This is a genomic window from Yoonia ponticola, assembly GCF_014199395.1.
Classification (GTDB): Bacteria; Pseudomonadota; Alphaproteobacteria; order Rhodobacterales; family Rhodobacteraceae; genus Yoonia; species Yoonia ponticola.
The window spans coordinates 1-14,958 of record NZ_JACIJM010000014.1 but is presented as its reverse complement, the minus strand read 5'-3'; the positions used below and the strand labels follow the sequence as shown (position 1 = coordinate 14,958).

Here is a 14,958-nt window from a genome sequence, read left to right as displayed (position 1 = left end):
GGGATGGTGCGCACCTCGCACATCGTCAGCAGCGCAAGACCGAGGGGTCGAAACGTCGCACATGAGGCTGAAGACCTGCACAACCCTCGGGGGGTGTTTCGGAACATCGCATCCACGCGGGCGGGCTCCATCAGCACCCCGGCCAGGATCGGCGGAACTAGGACGCGGAAGGTGGCTGCGGCGTGATGGCAGGGGTCATCCGGATCACTCCTTTTTGCTCATAGATGTGGATCGCACGGGGTCGGCCCAATCGTGCCCTCAGCTCACGCTTCGGCAAGCACAAATACGGCTTCCACGGCAGGGCCACGGACCCTCCGCATTTGCACTTGCGACCGGGCCTCTTGCCCCCGTGCCGGGTGATCCCCATCGCAACAAGGAGTAACCCAAATGACCAACCACTACGTCGCCACCGTCCCAGTCAAGTTCACCGACACCGATGGCCAGGAGCGCACCCGTTTTCAGCGCGTGGGTGCGATGTTCCGCAACACCCGCAACGGGGACGGCTCGGAGTTCTTCAGCCTCAAGCTCGACTTCCCCGTCGCGGTCTCGGAGCTGGTGATGTTCCCGCCGAGCGCGAAGGATCCCCAGGACTGAATCCTCTGACGAGGATGGGTCGCCCCAGGACGATCTTGGGGCGGCCCGATCCCTGTTCCAGGGATGCCGTGTCCGGCGGTCAGATCGCCCGAGGCGACTTCACGAAGTTGCCGGTCGTTGCGCATTGATCAGACGCACCTCCCTCGGAATGATCAGGTAGCGACAGACCGGCCAGTCAGCCTCAAGGGGGCCATCCACAAAAACCTATCGGCCAGGGCCTCCCGGTTTTTGCGGCAGAGATTTGGGGACCCAAATCTGGCCCTCCTTGACCCTGCCTGTCCGCCCTGTCGGTGGGGTTTGCGCCCGCCCGCGGTTCCGTCCGAACACATGCGTGTTCGGCCAGACCCTCGGGGGTGCTGGGGAAGGGGACCCATTGGACAGGTGGGTCGCCCGGTGGTGAGGGCGGCAGAGCCGCGTCCCTGCGGGCCGCGGGGGAAGCGGACACCAAGGCTGCCTGAGACTGAATGCGACGTAAGTATATAATTGACAGCTCGGTATAATATCGTAAGGTAGGGGCAGCCTTGGTGGAAGGTGGCAGGAAATAGGGGGTCTTTCTTCGCATGTCTCGCTCAAAACGCCTCATCGATGCGGAGCGCATGGAGATCGTTCGCGAAGCTGCGGAAGGCGTTTCCACTTCAGTGCTGGCGGAACGGTTTGGCGTGTCGGTGCGGGCGATTCAGTACACGCTCAAAGCAGATGCCGAGCGCCAGACGGATGCCGCAATTCCGGTCTCAGCGGTCAGTGTGAAGGTCACGGCTGCGGAGTTGTCGGCGCTCGACGAGGTGCTGGCGAAGGCGGGGATCGAGAGCCGGGCCGAGGGGCTGCGGCGGCTCATTCAGGCGGCGGGCGGGGTGTTCGTTCCGGACGCGCAGATGGCAGCAGAGATGGCGCGCTACAGGGCCTCTCTGCACGAGGTCGGCAATGGGGTCGCGCAGATCGCCAAGCAGATGACGCGGGCCAACCGGATGGGGCAGGGGGCCGTGGGGGGCGCGAGTGCCGAGTTCTCCGAATTGCGCCTCGCGCAGATGCGCGGGCTGGCGCGGTTCATTCTGGATTCCGCTGACGAGATCGATCTGCTTCTGCGCCGCCGTCGCGATGGGATGCAACTGCAGGCCACGGCCGCGCTGAGGGAGTTTGCCCATGCGGCTGAATGATGCTGTCGACGCAGTCACCGGCGAGGTCTTCCGGGATGGCTGGAGCCGCGTCCGGGGCTCGATGCAGGGGCTGCATGTCGCCAAGCAGAGCCAGCTTGTGCGCGCGGCGGCAGGGCATCGGCCAGCCGTCTTCAAGGCGATCCGGGGCGGCGGTACGCATACCAAATCACAGCTCACAAACCAGCTCGATTACCTCACCACCAAGTCCACCCATATCGTGGACAGCAGCGGGTTCCTGGATGGCAAGGCAAAGCTCGAGGGGGGCGACATCAAGGATCTGACCGAGCGCTTTGCCAAGCGGTGGGATGCGGGCTTCAAGCCCAAGCTGGGCCAGACCACCCACATGCTCATGTCCTTCCCCATCGGCACGCGCGGGGAGGATGTGCGCGACATCGCGACGGATGTGGCCGGGCGGTTCTTCCAGACCGATGCGGGGCATTTCGACTACATCATCGCGGTGCATGAGGATCGCGATCACCCGCATGCGCATCTGGTGCTGAACCGCCGCTCGCAGGAAGGCGAGTTCTTCTTTCTGGGGCGCAACCACCGCTTCAACTACGACGATTTCCGCCTCGCTATGGTCGAGGAGGCGGAGAAGTACGGCGTGCGCCTGGAAGCCACGCGGCGGGTGGATCGCGGCGTCGTGCATTACCCGGCCCGCACCAGCGAGGTCTATGCGGCGAAAGAAGAGGGTCGCGCGCCCCGCGAGCGCGAACGCGTGGGGCAGGACCTGACCCGGACGTTGGCGGAAATCGCCAACACCAGAACCGTCTACCATTCGCTTGCCGCGGAGGCTTCGCGCGAGGCCCGCGAGGATATTGCCGCAGCCCTCTTTCGCGCGGGCGAGGTGCTGGCGCATGGCGGGCAGGTGGACCGAACAGGAGATGTGTATATGGCCGAGGATCAAAGCTTTGAGGATTTGAGAAGCCTCTATGCGGAAAAGCTCGCGCGGGTGCAGGGCATGATCGCCGAGAAGTCTGACGCGGAACGTCCCGTGCTGGAAAAACGTCTCATCGAGATCCAGACGCAGGTCCAGCACATGCAGCCTCTCGGATTGCGATCATCCACGCTGTCAGAGACCCCCTCGGAGGGCGGGATCTATTCCGAAGCCAATATTGACGCCAGCCAGCGCGAGCGACTGGCCGAGCCCGACCTGAGATCGCGCATTGACGCGGCACTACGGGGCACCGGGATCAGCACATCGGAAGTGGTGGCCCGGATCGAGACGGGCGCGTCAAATGCAGCGCTCGAGCATCAATGGATCGCAGATGATCTCTCCAAGGTGGCCGAGGCACGCGATTTGAACCTCGAACGCCGCGCCGATCTGGAACAGGCCCGCGACATTCTCAACGATGTACATGTGGAACTTGGCACGCTGTTGGAGCGCGAGAACGTGCTGCGCCGGGATGGCGTCATGGAAGCGGAACCGGTCAGCGAGCGGTTCCATTATCATGAGGGCGCGGTGCGGGAGATGGAAGGGACAATCCGTCAGGAGATGCGCGCAGAGGGCCTGACAGCGCAGCAGGTGGAGGACCGGGACTGGGAGGTTGTCTCACGGGCGGAGCGCCGGATCGAGACGGAGCAGCGTGCATATCTCGAGGCACACCCGGACCTGCTCGCACGCCCCGGCGATGTGATCGACCGGTCTGAACCCTACAGGGAAACCATCACCGATGCGGCCCGCGCCAGCGCGATCACCCGCGAGGTCGACCGGATCATGGAGGGACGCGACGTCCGCACGCCCGTTGCAGGTGCTGTCACGGATGAATTCAGGGAGCGCTATCCGGACATGCCGTCCCACCTCGCCCGCGGGCTCGGCGCGACCTATGCGGCTGTCGTCGAGATCCGGGACACGGAGGCCATCAATCAGGTCCGCCGCGAAACCGAGATGCGCGACGGGCTTGGGGTTGGCACGCGCGACGACATCCTCGCAACCCGCGATGGAACGCCGATGCGGTCTGACCGTGCCGACCGCCTTGCAGACGAGATTGCGCGTGTCCTGGACCATGAGCGGGCGGGGGAGTTGTCCGCGCCCTTCGAGACCGAGGCGGAGCGGGGCGCCTTCCGTGGCGAGATCGCGCGGGTGCTGGACGTTCGCCAACTCGAGCGGCTCACATCCGGCGATGCGGATGCGCTGGAAAAGGTTCTCGAGGACCGCCTCGACCGGCTCTATGTCGCCAAGGTCTATCTGCAATCCGATGCCGCGACGGCCAACACGGAGGCCTTGCGCCAGGTGGTCGATGATCTTGCCGACACCGAATATGAAAAACACCGCGCGACAGACGTGGATGGCGAGACCGAGCGGGGTCAGGTCCATTGAGCGCCGTCATGGGAAAAGCGCGGATCGCCACAGGGGTCTTTCTGGTAACGCTGGTGACCGGGGCCATGGGCTATACCATCGCCTCGGCGGTGCTGACCTACCAGGATCTCGGCTTCGGGGCCGAGATCGACTTTGCCTATATCGCGCAGAACTATCTGGCGATCCTCGATCGCCGCCCGGAGGACGCGCAACTTATTCACCTGATCATCGGCAGCTTCGCCGCCGCCGGCCTGATGTTGAGCCTCGCCCTCTCGGGGTCCGCTCTGACACGGTTTGGCCAGACCCATTGGCAGAGTGCGCGCGAGATGAAGGCCAATGGGTTCTTCGGGGCGCCAGGGACCGGGTTCATCCTCGGCAAGCTGGGGCCGCCGGGCTCCCGCGCCAATTACATTTGCTCGAAGGTTTTCCCGCATGCGCTGATCGTGGCGCCCACGGGCCGCGGCAAGACCACGGGGTTCGTCATTCCGAACCTCCTGACCTGGCAAGGCTCCGCCGTGACGCTCGATGTGAAGGGCGAGTGCTTCGAGGCCACGGCCCGGCACCGCGCAGCCCAGGGCGACAAGGTCTATCGCTTTGCCCCAACCGATTGGGAGGGCAAGCGCACGCATCGCTACAACCCGCTCCTGCGCATCTTTGAGCTGAAAGATCCCGCGCGCCAGCAGATGGAATTGCAGCTCCTGGCGACGCTCTTCCTGCAGAGTGACAATGACCGGGTGCAGGGCCTCCTCAAGGGCGGGATCGATCTCTTCGTGGCGGCAGGGCTCTTGGCCTTCCAGCGCAAGCGCCCGACCTTAGGAGAAATCTACCGCATCGCGGCCTCCGGCGGGAACAAGCAGAAGGAATACTTCGCGCGCGGCCACGAGGTCGACAACAGAGCGGCCAAGCTGATCTTCACGCGGCTGGCGTCGACCAACAACGATACGCTGACCTCCTATGTCTCGCTCCTGATGACCTCGGGGCTCGATCAATGGCAGAACCCGGCCATCGATGAGGCGACGGCAGTCTCGGACTTTGATTTCCGCACGATCCGCAAGAAACCCTTTTCGGTCTATCTCGTGGTCCAGCCTCTGATGGTGAAGCCGCTTGCACCCCTGATCCGGCTGTTCTTTTCCGATCTCCTCTCCGCCATGCAGGAAAAGGACCCCGGGCCGGATGAGCCGTGGCCCGTGATGATCATGCTCGACGAGTTCAATCGCCTCGGCAAGATGCCCATCGTGGTCGAGAGCATCGAGACGCTGCGGACCTATCGTGGTCACCTCGCTGTGGTCACCCAAACCATCCCCGCCCTTGATGAAATCTACGGCGAAAACACCCGCCGCGCCTTGCAGGGGAATGCCGGGGTGAAGCTCTACCTCACGCCCTCTGACGAAAAGACCGTCGAAGAACTGAGCAAGGCGGTTGGCAAGACCACGAAGACCGTCATTACGCGATCCCAGTCCATCGGCAAAAACCCCTTCGAGGGCCGTAGCCAGTCCACCCGGACCGAAGAAAGCTCTCTCCTGCCGGAGGATGAGGCGCGCCGCCTACCGCTCGACGAGATCGTCATGGTCATCGATGCCCAGATGCCGGTCCGCGCGAAGCGGATCCAATATTTTGACGATCGGCTGTTCAAGACGATCCACGCGGCACAGACGGGAGTGTTGCCGTTTCCGAAGCCGGGGGGAGGGGGGCCGCAGGGCACGCTGCCGCTGAGTGTGCGCGCCATGCCGATGACGCCGCCTTCGGACGGAGCAGGCGGACCCGACGCCGACGTTGAGGCCGCACGCCAGGCTGCTGATGGCCAATCGTCAGGGCAAACCGACGTCACCCCAAAAAAGACCGCGCCTGTCGTTCAAGCTGTGATCGCCGAGGAACAGCGACAGATGGAAATGGATTTTGGGGGCCAGGTTGCGGATGCCGAGACAGTGGGCGTGGATGATGAGGCGCAGATGCGCTCTGCTGTAGATGGCTTAGAAGACATGGAAGCGATGCTGCAGGAGGAGGGTGGTGAAAAGCTAGTTGCTCGGTAGCGTGGCGAGCGTGGCTTGTCTGTCTGTCTGTCTGTCTGTCGTGCGGGGTGGAGTTCGGACATTCGCTGGAAGCGCAGATAGGCTTAGAACAAATTCAAAAGCGGTCCTGAAAGCGCTTAGAACTGAAGTGTAGGGTTCAAGATCGCCGGTTATGTCGATAGACGGATGAATGGAAGCCGAATCCACATCAAATCGGGTGGCTGCTTCGACAAGACTCGCTAGTTGGCTTTCCGTCAAAAAGCTCCAAGACACAGGTGTTCGATGACGATCCATAAAGATGAGATACTTAACAGACTGGCTGCTCGCGGAAACGTAGCGCAATTTGTGTCCTTCGCACCGGATCAGAATCGATCGCCTCAACAGACGTTTTCTCGACTAGTCGGACACGAAGCTAACGAGGTATTTCCTGACATCGAAGCCGCCATCGAGGTACTTTTCAATAGAAGTAGCGCAGGTACGATAAATATTAGGAGTTACCTGCCTGAAGATCCACGCAGCCGTGAATTTCTATATGCGCTAACGTCTGTCGAAAGCGCTTGCTCCGCGGTAAAGCGTTTGAGCCTTGAGGGACTGCACACGATCGTCAATGAAACGATTGACGTTAGTGATGGCGGTGTATCCGGAGTTGTCCAAGGCGATATCATCGAATTTAGTCCAGACGACACGCCCCGCTGCGTTGAGAAGCCCGGCGTCCTGTCGATGCCCTTCGACCTGGGAATGGCCCTCTTAGAGAAAGTGTACGGCTTCAGACCCGAGCTTGAAGGGTCGGCAAATGAGAGAACAGAGTTTAGCATCCATCCAAATGCTTGTGGGTGGAAAGGATCTCATACACTTTTGTGGGAGCACGAGGAAGACGTAGTTTCCCCAGCTAAGCAGCCCATACGTTGGCCAAACAACTTTAGTCGACACTTAGGCGACAAGGCATTCGGCCTTTTGGTAGCAGATGGGTTGGGCTTTCCAGTTCCTTCAACGCTCGTAATTCCGAGAAAACTTGCGCCTTTCTCATTTGGGACCGCGACAGGCTCTGGCGAGATTTGGACACGTACTTGTCCTTTTGAACCTCAACCTGGTCTATTTACAACCGTGAAAGGGTGGATCGATCCTTTTACGCTATTGGCAACAGAGGATCCCACCGGTTCCGCCATTGCGTCGCTGCTTAAGCAAGATGCGGTTGTCGCAGCGTGGAGTGGTGCTGCAATTACTGGGCAGGATGATGAAATCGTAATTGAAGGTGTGCCAGGGGAGGGCGACCAACTAATGCTTGGTCTACATCAACCCGCCGCCCTTCCGAAGGAGATTACTCGTGACGTCTCCTTACTGCACTGCAAGCTTTCCAAGGTCCTCGGTCCCGTTCGGATTGAATGGGTACATGATGGGAGTCAAGTTTGGTGCGTACAGCTGCATGTAGGTATCACCCAAAGCAGTGGCTCGGTCATTGTTCCTGGAGAAGCTAGCGATTGGCGTGAAGTTAGTGCGTCTGATGGCCTCGAGGCCATCAGAAACCTGCTAGCTTCGCTGCCTGACGGCTGTGGAGTTTTAGTCAATGGTCATGTCGGTGTGACCAGTCATATCGCTGATCTACTGCGCAAGAAGGGCTCTCCCGCTCGTCTGGTTTAGACTCCGGCAAAGATCAAGGGTGGTCGTTGTCATCAGCGTCGGGAGATCGCCAGATCTCGCCAAGCAGTCTATCATTCATTACCTCATGTACGGCTAGCACATGATCTGCCATGTCGGGGACCGAGTGCTCAACTAGCAATTCAACAACGTTATTTGCTGCAGCGCGAGTGACAGATCGCTCTTCAAACGGAAAATCTCCAATGCGCATGAATGTGCCGAGCCCACGAGGCTGTGGCTTGAACAGCGTCGAACCGCTATTGATCGGGCTTAGCCAAATCCGCTCCCTGTGAGCAGCAACCAAGCTGGCCGTATCAATAGTCAGAACGGTCTGCGGTAGGTTGCGATATGCCCGTGCTTTCAACAGTCGCCAGATTCTGTCGCGCGACAACCAAAAGAATGTTCGGGAATTTAGCAATGCGTACCATTGATTTGGAGTTAGCCCAGCATCAAGACACTTGATCAATGCTGCGTCACTCATTGGTTTCTGATCGCGAATGATAGCTCCGAGACGGTCGGGATGTGCGATGTGAACCGATTCAGGTCGACGCATGGTCTCTAAGCGAGTTCTTTGATCTCCCTGAATAACATAATCTTCCAGCAAGGCTGTGGAACTCATCAACCCACGCTCACGAATTGCAGGCCATGCCCCTTGGTGCGCCATATGCCAAAGGCGAGGATACCGCAGAACTAGATCTTGCTCGTCCATTATACATTCTCACGCTTGATCACAGAATCTATTGCGAACGCCTTCGATATCAGCGTAACTGGTACACCAGCAACCCTCTCGACTTTTTGGACAAAGTCTTGGGTGCCTTCATTAAGCTCGCTGTAGGTCGTTGCTGCGCGGTTCTCAATGCCAAAGTAATCCGCGAATGTTATGGCGATTTCAGTAGCTCCGTTCAGGATTACTGAATGCCGTAATTGGCCCCAGTCAAATTCTGCGACGCGGCGCTGTTTATAGGAAACACTTCCCGTCTCGGTTTTTCGTAGCTCGTCTATAGGGATGCCGGATCGGTTGCTTAGCTCTTCAAACTCAATCTCTTGACCAATCCAGCCAGAGGTTCCACCAACTCTAATAGGGTAAGTTCGAACGACCATAATAGCGCGGTTAAGTCGAGCTGGGGCGATCCCTGCTTCAGAGAGGCAGCCAGCCACTGATGTCTCACGAGACGTTACGTGAGGGTAAAGCCCGTGATGAATACTCAGCATCGTCCCCTGAGTTCCCTCGATTAGAATGCGTCCCCCTCTCTCAAGGATTTTTTCAATCCGTAGGCGAACGTTTCTTACGTATTCTTTCAGTTCGCTAACTTCACCTGCCAGCCTTACAGCCGGGCCAAAGGTTTCGTTGTCACGGTTTAGGATTTTCCGTGAACTTGCGGCACCAACACCTTGGCCAGTAGTCGAAATTTTTTGCAATCCCTTTTGCTCTATCTCACGGTCCCAGTCATTGATGATCATCGCACGCGGATCGATAGATAAGCGTTCCCCTTCAAGTTTTTGGTCCAAAATCTCCTTGAGAAGCTTTGGCAATGAAATGGTTGAACCTGCACCGATCATAATCTCTGCATCGGGAGTCGAGCCGGTGCCTGAAGGGAGTTGAACGAAAGTGTATTCCGGAACTGCAACTTTATGACCAGCGTTCGGTCCGCCGATCCGAACAAGCGCGGCGTAATCTGTTGCTATGGCGGCGCAGACATTACCTTTTCCTTCGCTACCGTACTGGCCGCCGACAATAACATCGACCAATTGTTCAGGATCATATGGTTTCGAAGAAAGTCCGCGCCAGGCCAATGCTGCCGTTGCCAAGCTTTCAGCATCGACATGATCAGTATTGAGGCACAAGTCCGCAACGGAGGCAAGATCCTTGACGCCTCGCTCGGTGCCATGACTGGCAGCCTCTTGGTAGGTAGGATATTCTTTAAGCTCTTGTTTTCGTAGCTTGTAGCGGCGTTCCAGCTCTTCATCTGCCGCGGTCAAATGAATATGAAAGACTGCCCCGCCAAACCGGTTCCGGAGTTCGCTTACCTGGCTCTCAATTCTTGCAGAATCTACGAGGAAAATCTCGACTGAACTGTCATTGTTGATAGCGTTCTCGACGGCGTCAGCGACCCATTTTCCATCGCTCTCCACGTCGAGTTTATCTCCTGCCCGCTGGAGTGCACCTCGCTCATTCTCACATTTCGTGGCTTCAAGAATATGCTTGCGTGTCGAAACACGCTTGACCTTGGGTCGCTTCTCAATTTCAGCTGAAAATAGTGATTTTCCGACGCCGATCGGCCCGGATGTGACTATAATATGTTTCAAAATGATACTCCATATCGTGCCGTAGGGTCACGGTCCTACTAAATGTTGCGCGCTCTCCAAAAAAATGCAACACAGCATTAGGAAATACGTGCTACACAACACTAGGCTGTGTGGCTCAACCTTAGAGTGATTATGGGGGCTTACAATATGAATATGATCAGCTCAGTGGTCGGGGTCCGTGTTGCAACGGGACCAACAATAATGTTGGCGAGCGGCAAGTGGTTTGACTTTCTTGATCCACATGGGAGTGACTTTGACATTCTTGATATTGCTAATGGACTATCGAAAGTCTGCCGTTATGCGGGGCAATGCAAGGAGTTTTACTCAGTTGCTGAACACAGCTTGATCGTTAGTGAACAGGTCGATGACTACGCCTTCGAAGCCTTGATGCACGACGCGGCAGAGGCCTTCATGGGCGATATCACTCGCCCACTCAAACAGTTGGTTCCCGAGTTCAAACGGTTAGAGGCGGCGATAGAGGATGCTATTTCAGAACGTTTCAATTTGCGTCCGGATTATCGAAGCGTTGTAAAGCAGGCTGACCTCCGTGTCTTAGCTGCCGAACAAATGCAGATCATGGCAGAGGGGTGCGCTGATTGGGCTAAAGAAGCAGGTATCGAACCTGCTCCCATTAGGGTCAATAATCTAACGCCTGAGAGAGCAAAGGAAGCATTTCTTTCGAGATTTTATGATCTTGCCGGGGCTCGTTAGCGTCGCAATATATCCCTTTTTGAACAGTGTTGATCAGGACTGGGGTCAGAATAAATGCGCCGGTTCGTTTGAATAACAGGCGCGTGGAGGGCGCATGGCCCGCTACCAGCTGTCGTTTTTCATAAATAGGTTCAGCACTGGCCATTGTTTTCATTGACACGCGCTTGTCACAAAAGACTTCAATACTGATCGCCAAACAGTTCGGTGCGTTGCAAAACCGTCAGACACCGGTTCAGCGCGTTGCAGGAGGCAGGATCGGTCATGGACCTGGAATCCGTTCCGAAAGGCGTGTGGCAGAAGGCCGAGGAACGGGCGGCCTTGCTTCGACCACTTGCCGCGCTCCATGAAGCACCAGCGCATCTTGTCCGCGCTGCAGCGATTGATCTGAAAATTTCCGAACGTTGGGCCTACAGGCTGATCCGCCGGCTCCGTGAAGAAAACGGCGCGGTCACCGCGCTCTTGCCGCGCGATGGCCGCGGTGCTCCGCGCAAGACGCGGATCGCGGGGGATCGGGAAGCGATCATCGGTCATGTCATCGAAGGCCACTATCTCAAACGGCAGAAGGCGCGCCCCTCGGAAATCGTGAGGGCGGTTCAGGTCGAGTGCCGCAAGGCGGGGATTTCGTCTCCTAGCGAAGCCACGATCAGGCGACGGGTTAACCTGATCGACAAGGGTGTCGCGTCACGGCTTCGCGAAGATGATCCGGACACAAAGCCGATCCTCGGCGCGACCCCGATCCCGAAATACCCGCTCGACGTCGTGCAAATCGATCACACGCCGGTCGATGTCATTTTGGTCGATCCGTTCGAGCGTCTGCCAATCGGGCGGCCATATCTGACGGTTGCGATTGACGTGATGAGCCGGATGATCGCGGGCTTCCATCTTAGCCTTGATCCCCCTTCCGCCGCGAGCGTCGGCCTGTGCCTCGCCCACGTCGCTGACGATAAGAAAACCTGGATGACAGCGCGCGGCGTTACGGATGTGGAGTGGCCGATTGCGGGAAAGCCAAAGAAGATCGGCGTAGACAATGCCGGCGAGTTCCACTCGCAGGCTTTCGAGCGCGGGTGCGCGCAACATAATATCGAGATCGAATGGCGACCGCCGGGGCAACCTCAGTTCGGTGGCATTGTAGAGCGTGTGATCGGCACCCTCATGCGGCGCATTCACAAGTTGCCGGGCACGACATTTTCCAACACGGCGCAGCGCGGCGCATACGACAGCGAAAGACAGGCCTGCCTGACCCTTGAAGAACTGGAACGCTGGCTGACGGTTGCGATTTGCAAGGATTATCACCTGTCCGGGCATCGTGGGTTGGACGGGTCCACACCTCTTGCCCGGCTGAAGGAAGGTCTCGTATCCTTGAGCCGATCTGGCGGCAGCATCGCTATCCCGCGTGACATGCGCAGCTATCTGATCGACTTCCTTCCGGTTCTGCGTAGAACGTTGCAACGCGACGGATTCACCGTAGATCATATTCGCTATTTCTCGAACGCCCTGAAACCGTGGATCGTCTCGCGCGACGTCCGGACGGAGGGACATCTGATCCTGCGCCGCGACCCACGAGACCTTTCGCGTGTTTATGTTCTCGACCCTTTCGACGGTTCCTGGCTCGAAGTGCCGTATCGCACACTCTCCCGACCGTCGATCACGCTCTGGGAACATCGGGCAGCGCGACGACGTGCCCAAGAACGCAATGCGGCGACCGTGGACGAGGACAGCATTTTCACCGCCTTCGCGGAAATGCAGGAGATCGAGCGCAACGCGGCCCGGCTCTCCAAGGGTGCCCGCCGCCGTCGGTCGCGACCGGTGCTGGATCGACAATCTCCTTTGGCGAAGCAACCGGAGGCTCTCGGCCTGGGCGAGCTCGCGCAAGATCAACCGGACGCTCCACCGCAACCATTCACCGACATTGAAGAGTGGTAGGGCAGATGGACCATCTTCGACCCGAAGCCCGACGCATCGCGGAAAAGCCTGCTATCGAACGGCTCGATTGTTTCGCAACCGACCGCTGGATCGGCTATTCCCGCGCGCAGGATGCCCTGAAACGCATGGACATGCTGTTGGCGACGCAACCCGGCCGTGTTCGACCGCAGAACATGCTGGTTGTCGGGCCGAGCAACAACGGCAAATCGACCATCGCCGAGAAATTCCAGCGCCAGCACCCCCGAAGAAGTTCGGAAGAAAGGGACCGACATATCTTTCCGGTCCTGTCGGTCCAGATGATGCCGGACGTGACCGCGCCCCGTTTCTACGCACAGTTGCTTGACGCATTGGGATCACCTCTCGGGAACATCCGAAAGACCGACCGGCGCAATGCACTGACACTGAATCTCATGCGGGCATGCGGGGTGCGGCTGCTCGTCATTGACGAGTTGCACAACCTGCTTTGCGGCCCATCATCGCGGCAGCGCGAAATTTTGGGGCTCATCCGGTATCTGGGCAACGAGCTGCGTATCCCGATTGTCGCGCTTGGGACCAAGGATGCATGGCTGGCTCTCCGGTTGGACGACCAACTCGAAAACCGCTTCCAGCCCTTTTTGCTATCGATGTGGGGTGACGATGCCGAGACCGGGCGGCTGCTGGCCAGCTTCGAGACAGTGATCCCCCTGCGCGGGCGGTCCGGTCTCGGTCTGCCTGCGTTGCGCAAGGTGATTGTGGAGCGCTCGGAGGGCCTGATCGGAGAAATGCACCAGCTTCTTTCGAGCGCAGCAGCGCATGCCCTGACGGAAGGACGGGAACGCATCGAGAGAGAAGACCTGCTGGGCTGCCCTTTCCAGGCACCCTCCTACCGGCGGCAGATGATGGAACGGGAACTTCGGGCATGACGGGGGAACCCGCATGGCCGCTGCACCCGCCCCCCAAGGAGATCGAGACTTTACGGCAATATGTGCAAAGCCTAGCCCGTCTCTATGGCGTCACCTTCGAAAGCTTCTGCTATCATGCTCTCAAGATTGCGCATGCGGATGAAGAGGCCCGCTCCTTCACGCAACCCACAGAGGATGTCTTGGAGCGCCTCGCTGTCGGGCTTGGTATTCCAATCGATGAATTGCGCGGTTTCGAGGCGCGCCGTCGCCGCAATGTCGCACGCCTATACGCGGAACTCGAAGCATGGATAGCCACGCCCGAGGGCCGACAAAGATATGAGTGGGCTTTCCCGCCAAAATCGTAACATTTGGGCACACCCGTGAGGGACGCATGAATGTGACAGCAGAAAATGTCACAAATGAGTGGCGCAACAGGCATTGTGACAGTATCAGGAATATAGCCACCCTAAAGTGACATTTCTACATGCCCAAGATCGGTTACGCCCGCGTCAGCTCAACAAGTCAGGATCTCGAAATCCAGAAAGCCAAACTGAAGGCGGCAGGCTGTGAAATTGTCCGCGCCGAAACCGGCTCTGGAGCATCCCGTGACGGTCGCACCGAACTGGCAACCGTCCTGGAGTTTTTGCGTGCAGGTGACGAGCTGGTCGTGCATCGCCTCGACCGCCTTGGGCGGTCAACCCGAGACGTTCTGAATCTGGTGCATGAGTTGGATGCGAAGGGCGCGTCGTTGCGTATCCTTGAACCCGAGGTGACGACGGCCGGCGACATGGGGCGCATGGTGATCACTGTCCTCGGCATGGTCGCTGACATGGAGCTGAAGTTCATTCGCGACCGCCAACGCGCAGGGATCAACGCCGCAAAGGGCAAGGGGATCTACAAGGGGCGGCAGAAGAAGGTCGATGACGCTGAAATTCAGAGACTGGCTGCAGCGGGCACATCCAAAGCCCAGATTGCCCGAGACCTGGGGGTTTCGCGCATGACCGTATATAGAGCGCTGGATACAGGAAGTGCCAAAGCGGACGCAGACCCGGATTAGGTCCGCTGGCTGCTATGCGGACAAAACCGTCATTCGTTTTTAGCGTTTCGCTGCCGCAGCATCTCCTCGCAGGTGCGGCACGCTTATCGCTGCGTTGCGGCCGATGTCGCCAGACCGGCCATTGCAAGCCAGTCTGAGGCGCGAAATTCAGACCGCCCTTTCGCTGCAACCGGGATCAACCATCGAGGTGCGGACTTTCCAGACCTTCGCTGCACGTGCACCGATGTCCGGTCTGGTGAACCGTTCAACAAACGGTCGTTTTTGAGGTGTCTGTGCAAGCGCAGCGAATGTCAGCTTCTCTAATTGGGTGTTTGGGTCAAGCTCCTTTTCCTTTTTAGTTTCGGGTCATTGTCACTCATCCGGGTCACGCTTCTCTTCGCAGTCTGGT

General features: G+C 58.5%; 12 protein-coding genes. 10 read left to right on the top strand and 2 right to left on the bottom strand.

What is annotated here, in order from left to right; all coding sequences use genetic code 11:
- Window positions 1-387 precede the first annotated feature (387 nt).
- From FHS72_RS16740 to FHS72_RS16720, 5 genes are all read left to right on the top strand, one after another.
- Window positions 388-594 (top strand): hypothetical protein, encoded by a 207-nt coding sequence (locus FHS72_RS16740; protein WP_007120662.1) that lies wholly within the window; start codon window positions 388-390, stop codon window positions 592-594.
- Between the two features lie 560 nt (window positions 595-1,154).
- The gene (locus FHS72_RS16735) at window positions 1,155-1,748 is read left to right on the top strand and encodes a helix-turn-helix domain-containing protein (protein WP_183530907.1); all 594 of its coding nucleotides are present in this window, start codon (window positions 1,155-1,157) and stop codon (window positions 1,746-1,748) included.
- Complete coding sequence (locus FHS72_RS16730) at window positions 1,735-4,068, top strand: relaxase/mobilization nuclease domain-containing protein (RefSeq protein WP_183530906.1); 2,334 nt, start codon at window positions 1,735-1,737, stop codon at window positions 4,066-4,068. Before FHS72_RS16735 ends, FHS72_RS16730 begins: the two co-directional genes overlap by 14 nt.
- Window positions 4,069-4,076: 8 nt before the next feature.
- Entirely contained in the window at window positions 4,077-6,077 is a 2,001-nt protein-coding gene (locus FHS72_RS16725) for a type IV secretory system conjugative DNA transfer family protein (RefSeq protein ID WP_183530933.1), read from the top strand.
- A 261-nt stretch (window positions 6,078-6,338) separates the two neighbouring features.
- Window positions 6,339-7,694, top strand: a complete 1,356-nt coding sequence (locus FHS72_RS16720) for a hypothetical protein (RefSeq protein WP_183530905.1) — start codon at window positions 6,339-6,341, stop codon at window positions 7,692-7,694.
- A 13-nt stretch (window positions 7,695-7,707) separates the two neighbouring features.
- Here FHS72_RS16720 and FHS72_RS16715 read toward each other — a convergent pair whose 3' ends face one another.
- On the bottom strand, window positions 7,708-8,400 hold the full coding sequence (locus FHS72_RS16715; protein WP_183530904.1) for a DUF7002 family protein: 693 nt from the start codon (window positions 8,398-8,400) through the stop codon (window positions 7,708-7,710).
- Window positions 8,400-9,998: an adenylosuccinate synthetase gene (locus tag FHS72_RS16710; protein WP_183530903.1), complete on the bottom strand. Its 1,599-nt coding sequence runs from the start codon at window positions 9,996-9,998 to the stop codon at window positions 8,400-8,402. The genes FHS72_RS16715 and FHS72_RS16710 overlap by 1 nt, the downstream gene beginning before the upstream one ends.
- Window positions 9,999-10,145: 147 nt before the next feature.
- Between FHS72_RS16710 and FHS72_RS16705 the strand changes: the two genes are divergently transcribed.
- The 5 genes from FHS72_RS16705 (at window position 10,146) to FHS72_RS16685 (ending at window position 14,570) form a co-directional block, all read left to right on the top strand.
- Window positions 10,146-10,709, top strand: coding sequence for an HD domain-containing protein (locus FHS72_RS16705; RefSeq protein ID WP_221235457.1), 564 nt, complete (start codon window positions 10,146-10,148; stop codon window positions 10,707-10,709).
- A 261-nt stretch (window positions 10,710-10,970) separates the two neighbouring features.
- Window positions 10,971-12,632: a Mu transposase C-terminal domain-containing protein gene (locus FHS72_RS16700; RefSeq protein ID WP_183530902.1), complete on the top strand. Its 1,662-nt coding sequence runs from the start codon at window positions 10,971-10,973 to the stop codon at window positions 12,630-12,632.
- A 5-nt stretch (window positions 12,633-12,637) separates the two neighbouring features.
- Window positions 12,638-13,534 (top strand): TniB family NTP-binding protein, encoded by an 897-nt coding sequence (locus tag FHS72_RS16695; protein WP_091846272.1) that lies wholly within the window; start codon window positions 12,638-12,640, stop codon window positions 13,532-13,534.
- Entirely contained in the window at window positions 13,531-13,878 is a 348-nt protein-coding gene (locus FHS72_RS16690) for a TniQ family protein (RefSeq protein ID WP_139210116.1), read from the top strand. The genes FHS72_RS16695 and FHS72_RS16690 overlap by 4 nt, the downstream gene beginning before the upstream one ends.
- 119 nt (window positions 13,879-13,997) lie before the next feature.
- Window positions 13,998-14,570 (top strand): recombinase family protein, encoded by a 573-nt coding sequence (locus FHS72_RS16685; RefSeq protein WP_047998169.1) that lies wholly within the window; start codon window positions 13,998-14,000, stop codon window positions 14,568-14,570.
- The last annotated feature ends 388 nt before the right edge of the window (window positions 14,571-14,958 follow it).